This window comes from Pseudovibrio denitrificans JCM 12308 (genome assembly GCF_001310815.1).
Classification (GTDB): domain Bacteria; phylum Pseudomonadota; class Alphaproteobacteria; order Rhizobiales; family Stappiaceae; genus Pseudovibrio; species Pseudovibrio denitrificans.
The window spans coordinates 103962-120119 of sequence record NZ_BAZK01000016.1 but is presented as its reverse complement, the minus strand read 5'-3'; the positions used below and the strand labels follow the sequence as shown (position 1 = coordinate 120119).

Here is a 16158-nt window from a genome sequence, read left to right as displayed (position 1 = left end):
CTGAAGATGGAGAAGCACCACCTCACAACCAAGCGGCAGAGGTAAATACACGCAGACAGTAAAGGGTGTCTCGCTATGCTTTTGAGGGAAGGAAGGAGAAGCTGTCACAAGCCATAAACAGCCATCTCAAGCACAAGCATAAGTCGCTGGCATTATAATATCAGTAGGGAGGGAAACGCAGCTGTAAAAACCCAAAGGTTACTCACTAAAACGACAGGGGTCTAACAAAAGCCGAAGACCATCACAGCATCACAGCATCACAGCATCACAGCATCACAGCATCACAGACAATGTAGCAGGCATCGCCCCACCCAAGTCAAAAGCTTGTCGCATGTGAGCCGCGACAAGCTGTAGAACTCGCATTAATGCACAGAAAGCCAGTCCCGGGCCGCGCGCTGCGCTTCTGCGATTTCCGTATTGGACATTTCCTGAGATACCTCGCGGCGATATCGCACCGCTTGAGTGCTACCGCGCATGGCAGCCAGATTAAACCATTTGTGCGCTTCAATCAGATCGCAAGCACCCGCTTTGCCGGAGCTGCATCAAGACCACGCCGTAACAGAGATTCCACTTCGCACGCATTTTGCTTTACATGCCGATGAATTACGCCATCAAACTGCAACACAGTCATTAAATCTCTCTCCTAAAACACAGTGAACTCGTTTGGCATTGCTCGTAATTTTTGATGAGATAAGAGGAGGCTCATGACCTCCCCGAAATCTAATTGACGTCGCGGACTATTAGATTTTGACACTCTAAAAAGGCGGTTAAAAACCATGATTGAAACGAAAAAAGCGGCCTCAAAAGCAAAATTTAAGTAGTTCTGTCACGGTGTAAACCAAGGGATATTGCACTGAATGATTTGATGGGTTGTGCGAATCAAGTCCGGGGAGAACATGTCTAGTCCACTGATTGATTGCCTTGCACATTCCTGAGCTTACGATAAGGTAAAGTCATTCTTAAAAACTTCAGTGTTTTGGGAGGAACCATGAAAGCACCCTTTTTGAAGACATCTCTGGCCGCCCTGCTCTCGCTCGGCCTCACCACATCGGCCATGGCTGCAGATGCAACAGGCACCTGGATGCGGGCTAATGGGACTGCAAAAATCAAGATCTCCAAATGTGGGGGCAATCTGTGCGGCAACATTGTCTGGCTGAAAAAGCCACGCAAAGATACCGAAAACCCGGATCCAAAACTGCGTGATCGTTCGCTGATCGGTACAAAAACCATTCTTGGTATGAAGCCAAATGGCAAAAATAGCTGGAAAGGGAAGGTTTATAACGCAGAAGATGGCAAGACTTACTCCGGTAAGATGGAACTGGTTTCTGACAACAAGCTAAAACTTGAAGGCTGCGTTCTGATCTTCTGTAAAGGCGATACCTGGACCCGTACAAAGTAAATTTACCTTAGGCTCAAAGGGCCCAAGCCGAAACAGGCCTGTTATGTTAGCTAATCACCTGCTCCTTGAATGCAGCAGGTGATTAGGCAAACAGGTTGGAAATGATCCGTCCAGGCATCATCTTTTACTTCTTTCTTTTCATGGCTCCTTTGGCAGCTCCTGCCCATAGCTCCGATTTGCACGGCCTCTGGCAAACGGCAAAAGGCGCAATCATCAACATTTCCCAGTGCGGCACAGCCATGTGCGCACGGTTGCAGTCCTTCAGGCCACCTGATGGGCAACGACAACAAGACGTATTGGATCTGCGAAACCACGACACCGCAAAACGCGCACGCAAAGTTCTCGGTCTCCGAGTTCTTTGGAACATAAAAGCGGCTGGTGAAAACAAATGGCAAGCAGAAGGATATGACCCACGGCGGGGATACGAAGTCAGCATAGATCTGCACCTTCTGCCCAGCGGTCTTTTAAGAATGACAGGCTGCAAAAAAGTCGTCCTCAACTTCTGCGAAAACGTCAATTGGCAACGCCGCTAGCCCTTCCCCTCTTGAGCGTCGAAAACTCAACAAATTGAGACATATCTCGCAGCATTCGTTTCCTGTTCTTTTCCCGCTATATGCTAAGGACAAGCCCTTGAACACCTTGCTGACTGGCATCTGAGCACGAACTTTTCGAGATTATGCCAGAAAGGCATGGCATCTGCTTTTGGTTTGCGTGAGCAGAAATCTAAGGATGGTTCAGCGGTTCATGGCCAGCAACACGAATCCCGATGATTTAATCCCGCCGCATAGGCTGGAAGAGATTTTCAAGATTGCCTTCCAGCTGCTGCTGCGAAAGGGGCGCGAAGCCGCGAACATGGATGCAGTCGCTGAAGCTGCTGATATTGATGCTGATCTGCTGAGGCAAAGGTTCGAAGGAGAGCATGATCTCGTCGCCCCGGCCATGCGTTGGTACTTCATGCGGTTCAGCCAGCAGGTCAGCTCCAGTTCGGCCATGTACGCCGATATCTATTCCTGCATGTATCTGATGTTGACTGATTTTGCAGAGCTTTGCGAAGAGCAGAACCGCATCGAAGGCAGTCTTTACTGGTCAACTATTGGAGAAATTGGCCGGTTTGATCCCGTTTTGGGAAAAGAATATCTCGCCCTGCGCCTTGAATGGGCTGCTGAAATTCGCAGGCGTTTGGTTAAATTTGAAAGTGATCTGCAAACGCCGGAAGACATTGATCATCTGGTGGACTATTTCATGATGGCGTTTGAAGGCATTATTCAGATGGTCAAGTTTGAAACTCCGCTGGATCAAATCTTCCCCGCCATCGACATCACAATGGAAGCGCTCACAAGCCGCATGAAAAAGAGCCCGAACATGCCGGGCTCCAAATAAACGCATTATCAGTCTGAGGTGACTTCACCTCATACGCACACTTAGTTCCCTGAGGCAATGGTACCTTTGCCCTGAAGGTGGCCGATAAAGGTCTCTTGGATCTGGGGAGCATCCCATTCCAGCGATCCTGGAATTCCACCAAGAACACCGCCGTTTTCATCCAGAAAGATTGTGTAGGGCATGGCTGCAACCTGGAACGCAGTACCCATCGCCTGCATATCGACAGCCTGATAGCTGGTAAAGCGCTCAAGACCCAGACGATCCTGCAGGAAGCTTTGAATGCGGCCATAAGGAACATCTTCCAGCGCAACCACGACAAACTGGCCATCAAGACCTTGCACTTTCAGCTCATCTTCGAAGCGCTCCATCGCTGGAAGCTCAACGCGGCAGTTTGGACACCAGGTCGCCCAGAAATGCAAAATAGCTGGCCCTTTGGTGAAAGCCTCACCAAGTGTTTTCGTGCCATTCGCATCTCTCAGTTCAAGGCTGAACTTTGGATCTTCAAAGGAGGCCGCTGAAACGGGAGAGATCAGCGCCCAAACAGCCAGAAAAAGGGAAGTCAGCAGTATTTTTTGAGCCCGTATCATATCAAGGTCCATTCGCAAGTGATTTCAATTTATCATTCTGCGAGAGCCTAAATTTGGCGGCACGCCGGTTCAAATCAACTTAAAGTGCCGGTGTCGTGATTGAAGCTTAAAACTGCTGATCGTTGCAGGTATCAGCGCTGGTTGAACAACACAGATTGTGCCTGTTTATCCTCCGCAATATTGGAGCTGTCAGCCTCTGCCTTGCCAACTTCAAGCCCTTTCACAACAGCTGATCGAGCTAGCAACCGCTCACGCCAGGCTTTCACATGCGGGAACTCATCCAGATCCATACCCTGGCGCTCCCAACGATGAGACCAGCCAAAAATCGCCATATCAGCAATAGTGTACTCTCCGGCAGCCACATTGGAGCGATCTGCAAGCCGCTTGTTGAGCACCCCATAAAGCCGGTGGGTTTCATTAAAATAGCGGGTCATGGCGTATTCAATTTTTTCAGGCGCATAAATGCGGAAATGGTGGTTCTGGCCAAGCATGGGTCCAAACCCGCCCATCTGCCACATCAGCCATTCCTCAGTTTCCACGCGGCCGCGCTCATCAGACGGGTAGAACCGGTCAAACTTGCGCCCCAGATACTGCATGATTGCCCCGGACTCGAAAATGGAAATGGGTTCGCCGCCCGGCCCTTCAGGGTCAACAATGGCAGGCATGCGGTTGTTTGGGGCAATCTTCAAAAACTCAGGATCAAACTGTTCTCCGCGCCCAATGTTCACCAGTTTCAGATCATAGGGAACGCCCAGTTCTTCCAGCATGATGGAGATTTTCCAGCCATTCGGCGTTGGCCAGTAATAAAGCTCAATAGGTTTGGTCTGTGTTGCGGCCATGGGTCACCTGAAAACAAGAATAGAAGCAAAGCGGAAGTAAGGGATTGGCACTGCCGGTCAGATACGAAACTTATTTCAGAACTAGCCAGCAAGAAACATTCGATGTCCCGGCCGGTTAACAGTTAGAAAACCAGCTTGAAGCCTTCGTGTGTCGGCACAAATCCGTTGCTCTCATAAAAGCGGTGCGCATCGGCACGCTCTTTATTGGATGTGAGCTGCACCATACAGCAGCCCTTTTCACGCGCCAACTCAACTGCATGTGAAAGCATCGCCTTACCAAGCCCCTTGCCGCGCATGTCAGAGCGGGTATGCATGCTTTCAATCTGCCCACGCGGTTTGCCGTTAAAAGCCAGTCCGATCAGAAAGGACAGCTGAAATGTCGCCACTGGCTCGCCCTCGTCCAGCTCGCCAACATAAATATCGGTATCTGCCGCCTGCTGGATGGCGAGGAAAGCTGGTCTGTACGTGTCAATCTCACCGCTTTCCAGATGAACACGTTGGGAGGAAGCCCCTCCGTTCATCATTTGTACAACAGCTTCAAGGTCTTCAGGACCGGCAACACGTATCTTCAACATCAAAACACCACGTAGGAACTAGCGACAAATTTCAGAATCGCTATCCACTTTGGCGATCCCGAATGTGGTTTTACGGAAGTTCTCCTTCTTCCACAAATGAGGCCAGCTCACATCGATCTGGTGGGAACGCAATGTTTTGTCATGTGGCGGAGTTTTACTGGACGCAAACCCACTGCTGCTGAGCGCGGTTTGTATCCCGCGATTGGTACCATCGTCGCCCATATCCCAGACGATAAAGCAATCCGTGCGCTGATCTGTGCTGGGCTGGAAGCTTTGGATGATGTGGCGGGCGTCTGGCAAGGTGACGCGCAGGTTGCCGCCGGTGTATTCATCCAGAGAGACGATGGTCGCCTGTGCAGCCTCCGGGAATTGCGCTTTGAGCTGCTCGCCGAGGTCCTCGTAGGGTTTCATATGTCGGCAGTAGCCGCCGCACATTTTTTTGTCGGGCGCCAGAAAGCCTGAGATGCGGATGCCGAGGACGACGAGAACCAGAACCGCCAGAACGCTGCTGTAGATTTTCACCGATCGTGCCGCATAGGTCCTGCGCGAGATCTGGAAGAAGATCACCAGCGGCAGCAGCAACAGCACCGGATGCATGTGGCGCTCTTTGATGTATTGCGCACCGCTGAGCAGAACGCCCGTAAACGCCAGGGCCAGCGAGATCAGCAGAGCGCGTTGCAGCAGTTGGCCGACGCGATACATCTCTGCATCAGAAGCAGTACGCTCCCTCACCTTCCCCTTACCAAACAGCGCCGGGAAGAACAGCAGCAAGACCAAGGGCAGAAACGGGGCGGAGAAGCCAAGCAGGCTGGTGAGCAAGCGCAGTTCACCGGTCAAAATGCGAGTTACATCACTCCCCTGCTCTCCCTCCCGCATCACATTGAGGGCCGAGCCGACCAAGGCTTGTTCGCTGCTGACAACCCAATAGAGGTAGGGGCTGTACAGCAGCACCGCGATCACACCAGAGGCCACGAGCAACGGCAACCGTATCTGCCCGCGCCAGTGACGATCACTTAAGGCCGCCAGAAACATCGCGGCGGGAACCAGAACGTATGAGTGCTTGGAGAGCATCCCAAATCCAACAGCAAGACCCAGACACACTGCCGCCCCAACCGTCTTGTCCCGCAACACCCAAAGGAAGCAGTAGACCGTGGCGGCAGAGGCGGCCATCAGCACCGCTGTGTGGGTCACCCCCTCATGCAGGTTGAAGCCGATCTGGTAGAACGCCACCCAGGAGAACACCGCCAAAGCCGCCAGCTTCTCATTGGCAATGGCCTGCCGCGCCACGCCATAAAGAAACAGCGCAAAACACAACACCAGCGAATACTTGAGAACCAGAAAGCTCCAGATGGTCGGACCAAAAATCTTCTGCACGCCATAAAGCAGCCACTCGTAAACGGGAGGCTGGCGCACCTGATAGCCAAGCTTCAACTCCTGCACAAACACGTTCTCAAACATGTCATCCGTACTGAGGGTGGGAGAGAAAGTGCCGCGCAAAAGCAAATGCAGCAGCAAGTAGCCTGCAATCAGAACAACAACGCCCGCCGGTCGCCACCAAAAGCGGGTTGAAACTGTCTCTTCCGGCATTCACTCATCCCCCATGGAGACCCAGACCGGAAGCTTAAACACTAGACAAAACGCCAGATACAAAGAGGGCCACATCCCAGCTGCTCAGCTGGTGGATGTGGCCCTCAAAGCACAAATGAACGGGTTATACCTAAGATCTGCGGAGTATTTTTCCACATGGGCAAGCAGTTGCGCTGCGCCCTTCTGATCAGAGGAAAGCACAAACCCCAAACGCTCGGCAGCACGACTGCCCACATTGTAAGAGCTTGCCCAGATGATGAACGGTGCCAGCAACATCGGCAGTGCAACCGGCATCACCCACAGCCACAGCGCGGCTTCACCAATCCAGCTCAAGCCCATGGCCAGCGCACCAATCACGCTCACCCACCAAACAGACCGCAAACATTCCAGCAATGGAAGGCGCGCCGCATCGCGATGAGCATTGGTCCACCCACTGTCACGGCCCATCAGAACCTCAAACACGGAGCGACACTGGAACGCCATCAGAACCGGAGCGAAAACCGCTGAGCTGATCAGCTCAACAAAACCGCCCAGAACACCTTTGCGAGAGGTCGTCTGATCACCCAAAAACACTTCTTTCAGAACAACAAGCGTCTTTGGCAGCACCAGCAGCGCAACAACACCAAACAACAGAGCTGCACCTTCATACGCCGCACTCATTGGAATGTGACCCAGAACCGGCAGATGGTTCTTGAAGGTGTAAGCTTCCAGCACAGGCAGATCCAGCGGAGCAAACAGGCTGGCCAGCAAAAACGCAGCCCAGACCGGGGAGCTCAGATAAGACATGATGCCAAGCATCAGGGAGAACCGGCCCCAGGGCTTCAAAGCACGAGCACCAACCACACGGGAATGCTGCAGGTTACCCTGACACCAGCGGCGGTCACGCGCGGCATATCCCAGAATATTCTCAGGAGCAGCCTCATAGGAACCGGTGATCCGAGGATCACACTCCACCTGCCAGCCCGCACGCGCCAACAGCACAGATTCAACGCTGTCGTGACTTAGAATATGACCGCCAAACGCCGCCGTGTCATCCAGCTCCGGCAAACCACAGCTGGAGGCAAACGCTCGGGTACGGATGATGGCATTGTGACCCCAGAAAGGTCCGCACTCACCCTGCATGGCAGCAAGGCCAAAGGCATAGGCACGGCCAAACATGCCAGAGGCAAACATCAGGCTACGGCCAAAATAGCTTTTCAAACCAACCAGCATCGGCACGGTCTGCAGCAGGCCAAGGTTTGGCTCCGCTTCCATACGGCCAACCATATGCACCAGTGTGTCGGCACGCATCAGGCTGTCCGCATCCAGCACCACCATGTAACGGTAGGCGCCACCGCAACGCTGCACAAACTCGGCCACATTCCCGGCCTTCCGGCCATGGTTGTCAGTCCGGCGGCGGTAGAAGATCTTTTGCTCCGGATAGCGCGCAACCAGTTGACGAACAACCTGTTCTTCCTGCACCGCAATCTCATCATTGCGGCTGTCAGAAAGCACATGCCAGTGAAACAGGTGTGTTGCATTCTTTGCCCGCAAATCATCCATCATGGCAGCAAGGCGCGCAGCAACTTCTGGTGCATCCTCATGATAGATCGGCATCAGAATTGCTGTGGCAGAAGCTGGCAGAGCGCGCGGATCAGCATCAAGAGGCTTAACAGAGCGGCCATAAAGAAGGCCCAGCAAAACAGTTGCCCCACCCCAGGAAAGCCAGAGCGTGCTGATGAACAGCAGTGCGATCCGAACCACCTCATAGATGTTGAGGTGGTCAGCGCTCAGGGCTGCATAAAACAACCCCGTAAAGCTGAGGGACAATGCAAGACAGAAGACAAAAGCCGCAGCCCGGCGGTGCCCTACCCCGTCGCGAAACGGCTTATCCATGGATTACCGCTCCGAGAAGGTGGAAATGGCTTTTCGCAAACTTGTCCGCTTGCCTGGCAAAGCTGAGTAGCTGCGCCCAAACCGCAGGCGACGCCAGATCAGAACAAACCAGCTGTCACCGGCAGAAAGGTCCTGCACTGGCATGGCAAGCGGTGCAACAGGACCGCTGCTCAGGTTAACGTGTGTAGAAAATAGTTCAGATTTCATAGGTCTCATGAGCTCCACCCCCACTGGTAAAGCCACTCTTCGGAAACTGCTTTTTCGCCGTCAGTCAGCTGAAGGCGTAACTCAACCGGGATTTCAAGGTCATCGCGGGAAACATCAAGAAACACACGATAAACACCCAGTTCTTCAATGTAGCGAACGTCCGCAAAGTCTACTGTGCCGTTTAAAGCAGCGTTTTCGATAAATGGTTTAGCGCGTACAAGCTGCTCCCCATTCAATCCGCTTTCAGCAAACAAGGAGGCGTCAAAGTCCACCACAAACTTGCGGGTCAGCGAGTTCTCTTCAGAAGCTGAATGGCCTGCTTTACCAGAACGGGTCTGGGTAATCGGCATCAGCATCTGCTCAGAACGACCAACTTCATCACCCCAGTACATCTTGTAGTGGAACGAGAGTTCATCACCGGCTTTCACCGCTTCATTTGGCGACCAGAAGGCAACGATGTTGTCGTTGATTTCCTGATCGGTTGGAATTTCTGCAAGCATCACAGCACCGGAACCCCAGTCACCAAGAGGCTCGATCCAAAGGCTTGGACGCTTGTCATAGCGCGCTTCAAGATCTTGATAATTCTCAAGATTTTTATCGCGCTGCATCAAGCCGAACCCTGCTGGAGAACGTGCTCCAATGAAGGAAAGCTGCAGATTATCCGGGTTGGAAAGTGGCCGCCAGGAGGTCTTGCCATTGGCAAAACGCAGCTTCAGGCCATCACTGTCATGCACCTCAGGTCTGAAGTCATCAAACCCGACACGGTCGTTTTCACCGTAAAGGTACATGGAGGTCAGCGGTGCAATCCCAAGCCGCTCCACATCACTGCGGAAGAACAGATGTGCAGTCACATCCACTTCTGTTTGCTGGCCTGGTTCAAAAACAAACTGATACGCACCTGTCACACTCGGGCTATCAAGTTCCGCCCAAACGGTCACCTTGTCGGAACCCTCAGCCGGCTTGCCAAGGTAAAATGCGGTGAAGTTCGGAAACTCCTCCGGCTTGCCGCTGGCTGTATCAATAGCAAGCGCACGGGCAGACAAGCCATAAACATTGCCAGCACCCAAAGCACGGAAGTAGCTGGCGCCCAAAAACGCCACCAGTTCATCCATCCGCCCTTCCACATTCAGTGGGTTCAGCAGGCGGAATCCGGCCACGCCGGGAAAAGAAACATCGCTCAGAGATGCGGTCAGTTCTGCATCCTGATAGTCAAAGTCAGCAGCTTCAAACACGAATGGCTGAGCCGCGCCCTCTTTCACCTCATGAATTTTCAGAGGATTTTTGAACAGCCAGCCAGGATGGAAAGCATGAACACGGAAATTCTCTGTGTCCTTCCATTTGCTGCGGTCACGCTTATAGGCAATTTTCCGATAACCATCGTACTTCAATGCAGCCAGCGCTTCCGGCAATTCTCCGGATGGTTCTGTATAGCTTCCTGCGCCTGTGCCTTCATCTTTGCCACGAGTGCGCCAAAGGTAAATGGCATCTGAGACTGAGAGCTTTCGCTTGCACCAGCAGCTGCAGAAGAAGCGAAAGCCCCAAACCCAACACTGGAGCAAATGACGCCTAATACAGCGATATTGGAAAGAAAACTACTTCGTTGATTAAGCAACGAGACGCCCCCAAGGTTTCAAATACAACAAAGTGCAGTGTTCGCATACACTGCGCAACTATAAGTTCTAGCAGAGCCTAGATCTCAGACCAGACAAGTCTCCATAACGCCCGATCACCTGAAGTTTATCGTAGCGTAATAAGGCGGAGATGTGGTCGTGGCTAGGCGGAGAGGTGATGATTCACAGCGAAAATTAACCCTGTGAAACATCTCTAAACCATTAGAATTACTGAGATATTAGGGGCAACTTATTCAGGCGACACGTTTTCACCACGCTCTAACCCCAAACCCACCAAAAGCAATCACGTCTCTTCGTCAACTTCTTTGCCTGCATAGGCTGTGATCTGACTATTCTTGGCAAACCCCAGACACTCAAATTCAGATGATATCCAGTCAACTTTTCTTGGGCACGGCGCTATCTCCTGCCGCTGCGGCAGCAATACTTACACAGAACAACACGCATTCTTATCAGTTTCTCTGAGCTAGTTTTTAAGGCACTCCCCCTACCCTTTTCATAGGTTCTGAAGGAGGCCCTATGGAAATTGGCATCGGTCTGATCGGCGGCGGGTATATGGGAAAGCTGCATGCGGTGGCATTGAACGCAGCCGGTGCTGTATTTGACACCAAGCTGCGCACCCGTCTGGAGATGATCTGTACCACCACCGAAGATGGGGCGGAGGACAAAGCCAGACAATTCGGTTTTGCACGCGCCACCAGCGATTGGCGCAAACTGGTCAACGATCCCCACGTAGAAGCAATCGTCATCGCCAGCCCTCAGACCACCCATAGAGAAATTGCGCTAGAAGCATTCCGGCTCAGCAAACCAGTCCTTTGCGAAAAACCTCTCGGCGCCAGCCTGTCGGATGCCACCGCCATGGCACAGGCGGCAGAAGAATCCGGCCAGATCAACATGGTGGGCTTCAACTACATCCGCACCCCGGCAACCCAACTGGCCCTCAAACTCATCAAAGATGGGATCATCGGCGACATCACCTTCTTTCGCGGAGAACATACAGAAGACTTCTTCGCAGACCCGAATGCCCCGGCAACATGGCGCTCCAGCGGAGATGCCAACGGCACCATGGGAGACCTCTCCCCTCACATGATCAACTGCGCCCATGTTCTGGTCGGCGCAATCAAAAGCGTGAATGCTCAGATCGAAACCGTCTTCAAATCCCGCCCTTCCCAATGTGCACCCAACATCGTTGAACAAGTCACCAATGATGATGTCGCTCAGTTCATGTGCACCTTTGAAAATGGTGTCACCGGCCACCTGCTCTTCAGCCGCGTGGCTCTGGGCAAGAAGATGGGCATTATCTATGAGATCACAGGAACCAAAGGCGCGCTGCGGTTTGATCAGGAAGACCAGAACGCACTCTGGCTCTACCGTATGAAAGACGGCCCGGAGCAATCCGGCTTCCGCAAGATCCTCACCAACCCACATCACCCGGACTACGCCGCTTTCTGCCTCGGCCCCGGACACGGCACCGGTTATCAGGATCAACTGATCATTGAAGCTCGCGATTTTCTGGAGGCCATCGCAACTGGCGAAACCAAATGGCCAACTTTCAAGGACGGTCTTGAGGTCTCCAAAGTAGTCGACGCCGCCCGCCGCTCCCACAAATCCGGCAGCTGGGTCGATGTGAACTAGCTTTTCGCAACAAAAAAGGCCCACCAGACAGGCGGGCCTTTGAATTCTTTAAAGCTGGAAAACCGGCTTATTCCAGACCGATCTTCGCTTTCAGCATGTCAGACACAGCCTGTGGGTTTGCTTTACCCTTGGAGGCTTTCATCACCTGACCAACAAACCAACCCAGCATGCCTGGCTTTTCTTTTGCCTGCTCTGCTTTGTCAGCGTTCGCTGCAAGGATCTCATCCACGATGCCTTCGATGGCGCCAAGATCAGTCACCTGCTTCATGCCGCGATCTTCAACGATCTGCGCTGGATCACCACCTTCAGTCCAAACGATCTCGAAGAGGTCTTTCGCGATCTTACCGGAAATAGTGCCTGCTTTGATCAGATCGATGATCTTACCCAGCTGCTCAGAAGAGATCGGGCTGGTGGTAACGTCCAGACCTTCTTTGTTCAGGCGGCCAAAGGTATCGTTGATCACCCAGTTTGCAGCCAGCTTCGCATCACGGCCCTTCGCAACTTCCTCAAAGAAGTCACAGGAAACGCGCTCAGCAACCAGAATGTCAGCGTCGTATGGTGTCAGGCCAAACTCGTTGATGTAACGAGCTTTCTTCTCATCTGGAAGTTCTGGCAGGTTCGCTGCCATCTCATCAACCAGCTCCTGAGAGAACTCAAGCGGCAGCAGATCTGGATCTGGGAAGTAACGGTAATCATGCGCTTCTTCTTTAGAGCGCATAGAACGGGTCTCACCCTTCACGCTATCGAACAGGCGTGTTTCCTGATCGATCTCGCCACCGTCTTCCAGAATACCGATCTGACGACGTGCTTCATATTCAATCGCCTGACCAACAAAACGGATGGAGTTCACGTTCTTGATCTCACAGCGCGTACCGAACTCACCGCCCGGCTTGCGAACAGAAACGTTCACGTCCGCACGCATGGAACCTTGGTCCATGTTGCCGTCACAAGTGCCGAGGTAACGCAGAATGGTGCGCAGCTTGGTCAGGTACGCTTTTGCTTCGTCAGCAGAGCGAATATCCGGCTTGGAAACGATTTCCATCAGCGCCACGCCAGAACGGTTCAGGTCCACGAAAGACATGGTTGGGTGCTGGTCATGCAGGGATTTACCCGCATCCTGCTCCAGGTGCAGACGCTCAACGCCCACTTCAACCTGTTCCCCGTCCTTCATGTCCAGATGGATGGTGCCTTCACCAACGATCGGCTGTTTGAACTGGGAGATCTGGTAGCCCTGCGGCAGATCCGGGTAGAAGTAGTTTTTGCGGTCAAAAACGGACTTCAGGTTGATCTCTGCCTTCAGGCCAAGACCGGTACGGATCGCCTGACGCACACACTCTTCGTTGATCACTGGCAGCATGCCTGGCATCGCTGCATCAACCAAGCTCACATTATTATTCGGATCGCTGCCAAAGCTGGTGGAAGCGCCCGAGAAAAGCTTGGCCTCAGAGGTCACCTGAGCGTGAACCTCCATGCCGATTACGATTTCCCAGTCGCCTGTTGCACCCTTAATGAATTTCTTCGGGTCTGGCGTCCGCGTATCGACAAGCGTCATGCGATCAATATCCTGTGTTCGTTAAAGTCTTCGCGTAAAAATCGGCCACGCAAATGCACGGCCACGAAGACCACCTAATTTCTCAATGGTGTTGGGTAGGCCATCAACCCCGCAATGGCAAGTGAATCTTCGCCCGTTTTTTGCGCAGAGTGCCTAAATTTCGGGGAGAAGCCTGTAGAAAGACATCTTCAGGCGCACCAAGCTTGATCCACGCTGAACTCAGCGCCCTTGCCCATCACTTTGCACGGCGACGGCGTGCCCCGATTTTCATAGCAATAGCACTTACAATCAGGCCCGTTGCAAAACGGAACGGAAACAGCGCCAGCGGACCAACCTCCGGGTTCCACGGCATCGGAATCCCCACCAGCTTGATCGCACCTTCTAAAAACAGGCTCAGCGCAGCAGCAGCAAATCCGGCAATGAAGATCTTCGCTCTCTGATTGGAATAGTAACCCATATAAGCGGCGATCAGGATCGCAAACGGATTCAAAAGCCCCGGCCAGAGCAGGATTACGGAGATATCATCAGTCATCTAAGTCTCATTCAGATCAAGACGGCGGTATCTGTGAACCGCCACATATGCGCTACGTAGTTCCCCTAGCACATTCTGCAAGGAACTACTCAATAGACTTAGAGCGCATCCCCGAAAATGCACCACTACATACCTTCAGATCGGCAAAACCGCCCGATAACACCCACACGTGCGCAAATCTGCAACACTCTCTCAGCTCTGCGCAGCACACCTCCTCACTTCCCTTGCATCACTGCACCCCCTTGCCTATAAGGCAGCCATCAATCAATGGAGTTTTGATGCGAGCTCGACAAGAGTCCCGGTAAAGCCCTGTCGAAGATAGACAGGGCATGCACATAGAAACCAACCTCACTGACCGCATGAGCGGGCAGACGAGATAAGTGCATCTTCAAAACTCAAAGACATCAATGGATATTTCGAAAGCTGAACAGCGCATTTTGCATGTGCTGGCACAAGGCGGCTGCATTGAATTGCGCCGCGACGACGACGGCACTCTGGAAGAAATGAACTGCATCACCCGCGACGGATGGTATTACGCTGGCCTTTCTGAACACATCTTCAGAAAGCTGAAATACCGGCGCCTGATCTCCTCCAAAGGAGGCCGTCCATACCGGATCACCAAACTGGGCCTCTCCCGCGTCCGCAGCCAGCTCGACAATCGCTGACAAAACCACCCCGCAGCATCAGGCTGCGGGGTGAACCTTCGCTACTCGCTATCTGCCATGATCAGAAATCTGCTTCAAAACCGCAGCAACAATAGCTTCAGGCCGATCTTCCTGAACCAGATGCCCTGCCTCAGAGATCAACTGACACGCTTGACCAGATAAGGACTGCGCAAGCGCCTCTCCTTTTTCAGGAGGAATCCACTCATCACACGCCCCCCAGAGAACTGAAACCGGACAATCCAACGGCCCGTAAAGCGGCTCAACCTCATCCGTATAGATCTGATTCATCTGTGCAATCTGCCGGTAAAAGGCAGGCTGCCCAACCGGACCAATCCACGGCGCGCTATAAATCTCCAACGCCTCTTCAGAAAGCTCAATATGAGCAGCAGTTTGCAGATAAGCACGCAACATCGCCTTATGCATATACTCCGGCATCTCGGCGAAGGCAGTTGTGTGCTTGCGAACATGCTGAACCAATGGCGAACCCCAGGGAGCCAGAGCAACAGCATCGAAAATTGTCAAAGAACCATAACGCAAGCCATCCAGATAATAGGCCCGCAAAACCGTTGCTCCGCCAAAATCATGCGCCAACACATCAGGGCGTGTCAGCTCCCACTCGTCAAACAGAGCTGCCAATACCTTATTCTGCACACCAAGCGAAACATCCTGCCCTTCACGCATTTCAGAAAGACCGTAACCGACCAGATCAAAATAATAGACCGTTCTGCGGTCCATGATATGGGGCACAATCCTGCGCCAGACCTGAGATGAAAATGGTGTTCCGTGAACAGCCACCAACGGCGGCCCGTCACCCATTTTGCCCCAGCGCACAGCATTCCCATGAATGTTGGAGGTATATGGAAGTTCAAGCATAACACGACTCACATTGACATTTAGCTAAATGACTATATGAATATTCAAATGGAAAGAGCAATACAAATAAAGGCCATCTCCAGCGAGCCGAGACTGAAAGTTCTGCGCCTCCTCACAGAGCCTCAAAAACACTTCAGCCATCAGCAATCCGCTGATCCGGTTGAGTTTGGCGTGTGCATGACATTGATTGCCGAAGCTTTAGGTGTTGCCCAACCCACCGCCAGCAGGCATCTGGATATCCTCAAGCAGGCTGGTTTCATCACAGCCCAGAAGCACTTGAAATGGTCCTACTGCAAACGTGATGAAGCAGCGATCAAAGACTTCCTGCAATGGTTGGGAGATGAAATTGCACCGATCTAACCAACCAGCCCCGCAGTTACGCACTACGAGGCTGGCACTCACTTCCACAGATGAGCTTGGCCATCAGCAAGTCGTGAAAAAGAACCTGCGATCCTTCTTTTCGCGAAATGGATAAACATGACAGGTAGTTTGATACCATCCCCGATCCCACAGCTCGACGGTAATATGAGTTGCAGATGGGGTTCCGCCGGGATGCCACACGCCGTTCTCATCACGCAGGCGCAGGTACAAACCGTCAGTTCCTTCCGCATTGCGATAAGCACGTTGAATGTTGGTATTGTAGGACTCGCTCAACACTTGCCGAACGGTTGGACCGGTAAAACTTGATCGCGAGTTCAAGGTAGCATTGCCAACAAGCTTATCAGGTTCAGCGGCCCAATAAATATCAGCCTGCGCACTCGGCAGAGCAACTCCCAGTGTCAGCAAACAGACACTCATAAACTTTCCGATTTTCATTATTTCTT

General features: G+C 52.6%; 19 protein-coding genes. 6 read left to right on the top strand and 13 right to left on the bottom strand.

The features are described from left to right. Nucleotides 1-508: 508 nt before the first annotated feature. A complete protein-coding gene (locus tag JCM12308_RS32485; RefSeq protein WP_280138406.1) occupies nt 509-631 on the bottom strand; it encodes a hypothetical protein in 123 nt (40 codons plus the stop codon). 357 nt (nt 632-988) lie between these two features. On the opposite strand from JCM12308_RS32485, the gene JCM12308_RS19725 reads away from it, so the two are divergent. From JCM12308_RS19725 to JCM12308_RS19715, 3 genes are all read left to right on the top strand, one after another. Further along, nucleotides 989-1399 carry a DUF2147 domain-containing protein gene (locus JCM12308_RS19725; protein ID WP_054784830.1) on the top strand — a complete coding sequence of 137 codons (411 nt, stop codon included), beginning with the start codon at nt 989-991 and terminating at the stop codon, nt 1397-1399. A gap of 101 nt (nt 1400-1500) precedes the next feature. Then, the gene (locus tag JCM12308_RS19720; RefSeq protein ID WP_054784829.1) at nt 1501-1932 is read left to right on the top strand and encodes a DUF2147 domain-containing protein; all 432 of its coding nucleotides are present in this window, start codon (nt 1501-1503) and stop codon (nt 1930-1932) included. Nucleotides 1933-2143: 211 nt separating this feature from the next. Further along, entirely contained in the window at nt 2144-2779 is a 636-nt protein-coding gene (locus JCM12308_RS19715) for a TetR/AcrR family transcriptional regulator (protein WP_208608837.1), read from the top strand. 41 nt (nt 2780-2820) lie between these two features. Here the strand turns inward: JCM12308_RS19715 and JCM12308_RS19710 are convergent, their stop codons facing one another. The 8 genes from JCM12308_RS19710 to JCM12308_RS30570 form a co-directional block, all read right to left on the bottom strand. Then, nucleotides 2821-3366 carry a TlpA family protein disulfide reductase gene (locus JCM12308_RS19710; RefSeq protein WP_208608836.1) on the bottom strand — a complete coding sequence of 182 codons (546 nt, stop codon included), beginning with the start codon at nt 3364-3366 and terminating at the stop codon, nt 2821-2823. 131 nt (nt 3367-3497) lie between these two features. After that, nucleotides 3498-4205 carry a glutathione S-transferase family protein gene (locus JCM12308_RS19705; RefSeq protein WP_054784826.1) on the bottom strand — a complete coding sequence of 236 codons (708 nt, stop codon included), beginning with the start codon at nt 4203-4205 and terminating at the stop codon, nt 3498-3500. A gap of 122 nt (nt 4206-4327) precedes the next feature. After that, entirely contained in the window at nt 4328-4780 is a 453-nt protein-coding gene (locus JCM12308_RS19700) for a GNAT family N-acetyltransferase (RefSeq protein WP_054784825.1), read from the bottom strand. An 18-nt stretch (nt 4781-4798) separates the two neighbouring features. Further along, the gene (locus JCM12308_RS19695; protein WP_054784824.1) at nt 4799-6367 is read right to left on the bottom strand and encodes a glycosyltransferase family 39 protein; all 1569 of its coding nucleotides are present in this window, start codon (nt 6365-6367) and stop codon (nt 4799-4801) included. A gap of 84 nt (nt 6368-6451) precedes the next feature. Then, complete coding sequence (mdoH, locus tag JCM12308_RS19690; RefSeq protein WP_054784823.1) at nt 6452-8242, bottom strand: glucans biosynthesis glucosyltransferase MdoH; 1791 nt, start codon at nt 8240-8242, stop codon at nt 6452-6454. A 3-nt stretch (nt 8243-8245) separates the two neighbouring features. Beyond that, a complete protein-coding gene (locus JCM12308_RS19685) occupies nt 8246-8449 on the bottom strand; it encodes a hypothetical protein (protein WP_054784822.1) in 204 nt (67 codons plus the stop codon). Between the two features lie 5 nt (nt 8450-8454). Then, nucleotides 8455-9858 (bottom strand): OpgD/OpgG family glucan biosynthesis protein, encoded by a 1404-nt coding sequence (locus tag JCM12308_RS19680; RefSeq protein WP_208978785.1) that lies wholly within the window; start codon nt 9856-9858, stop codon nt 8455-8457. Continuing rightward, complete coding sequence (locus JCM12308_RS30570; RefSeq protein WP_208978784.1) at nt 9834-10061, bottom strand: hypothetical protein; 228 nt, start codon at nt 10059-10061, stop codon at nt 9834-9836. Before JCM12308_RS30570 ends, JCM12308_RS19680 begins: the two co-directional genes overlap by 25 nt. Nucleotides 10062-10596: 535 nt before the next feature. Here JCM12308_RS30570 and JCM12308_RS19675 point away from each other — a divergent pair. Continuing rightward, nucleotides 10597-11712, top strand: a complete 1116-nt coding sequence (locus tag JCM12308_RS19675; protein ID WP_054784821.1) for a Gfo/Idh/MocA family protein — start codon at nt 10597-10599, stop codon at nt 11710-11712. Between the two features lie 67 nt (nt 11713-11779). On the opposite strand, the gene gatB is transcribed toward JCM12308_RS19675, so the two are convergent. Next, nucleotides 11780-13264 carry an Asp-tRNA(Asn)/Glu-tRNA(Gln) amidotransferase subunit GatB gene (gene gatB / locus JCM12308_RS19670; protein ID WP_054784820.1) on the bottom strand — a complete coding sequence of 495 codons (1485 nt, stop codon included), beginning with the start codon at nt 13262-13264 and terminating at the stop codon, nt 11780-11782. 235 nt (nt 13265-13499) lie between these two features. Then, the gene (locus tag JCM12308_RS19665) at nt 13500-13796 is read right to left on the bottom strand and encodes a hypothetical protein (RefSeq protein ID WP_008552962.1); all 297 of its coding nucleotides are present in this window, start codon (nt 13794-13796) and stop codon (nt 13500-13502) included. Between the two features lie 407 nt (nt 13797-14203). Between JCM12308_RS19665 and JCM12308_RS19660 the strand changes: the two genes are divergently transcribed. Further along, nucleotides 14204-14461, top strand: a complete 258-nt coding sequence (locus JCM12308_RS19660; protein ID WP_014286212.1) for a YjhX family toxin — start codon at nt 14204-14206, stop codon at nt 14459-14461. Nucleotides 14462-14509: 48 nt separating this feature from the next. Here the strand turns inward: JCM12308_RS19660 and JCM12308_RS19655 are convergent, their stop codons facing one another. Further along, entirely contained in the window at nt 14510-15334 is an 825-nt protein-coding gene (locus JCM12308_RS19655) for an alpha/beta fold hydrolase (RefSeq protein WP_054784819.1), read from the bottom strand. A 48-nt stretch (nt 15335-15382) separates the two neighbouring features. Between JCM12308_RS19655 and JCM12308_RS19650 the strand changes: the two genes are divergently transcribed. Next, nucleotides 15383-15694, top strand: a complete 312-nt coding sequence (locus JCM12308_RS19650; protein ID WP_208608835.1) for an ArsR/SmtB family transcription factor — start codon at nt 15383-15385, stop codon at nt 15692-15694. Nucleotides 15695-15757: 63 nt separating this feature from the next. Here JCM12308_RS19650 and JCM12308_RS19645 read toward each other — a convergent pair whose 3' ends face one another. Next, the gene (locus JCM12308_RS19645; protein WP_041768665.1) at nt 15758-16150 is read right to left on the bottom strand and encodes a hypothetical protein; all 393 of its coding nucleotides are present in this window, start codon (nt 16148-16150) and stop codon (nt 15758-15760) included. Between the last annotated feature and the right edge of the window lie 8 nt (nt 16151-16158).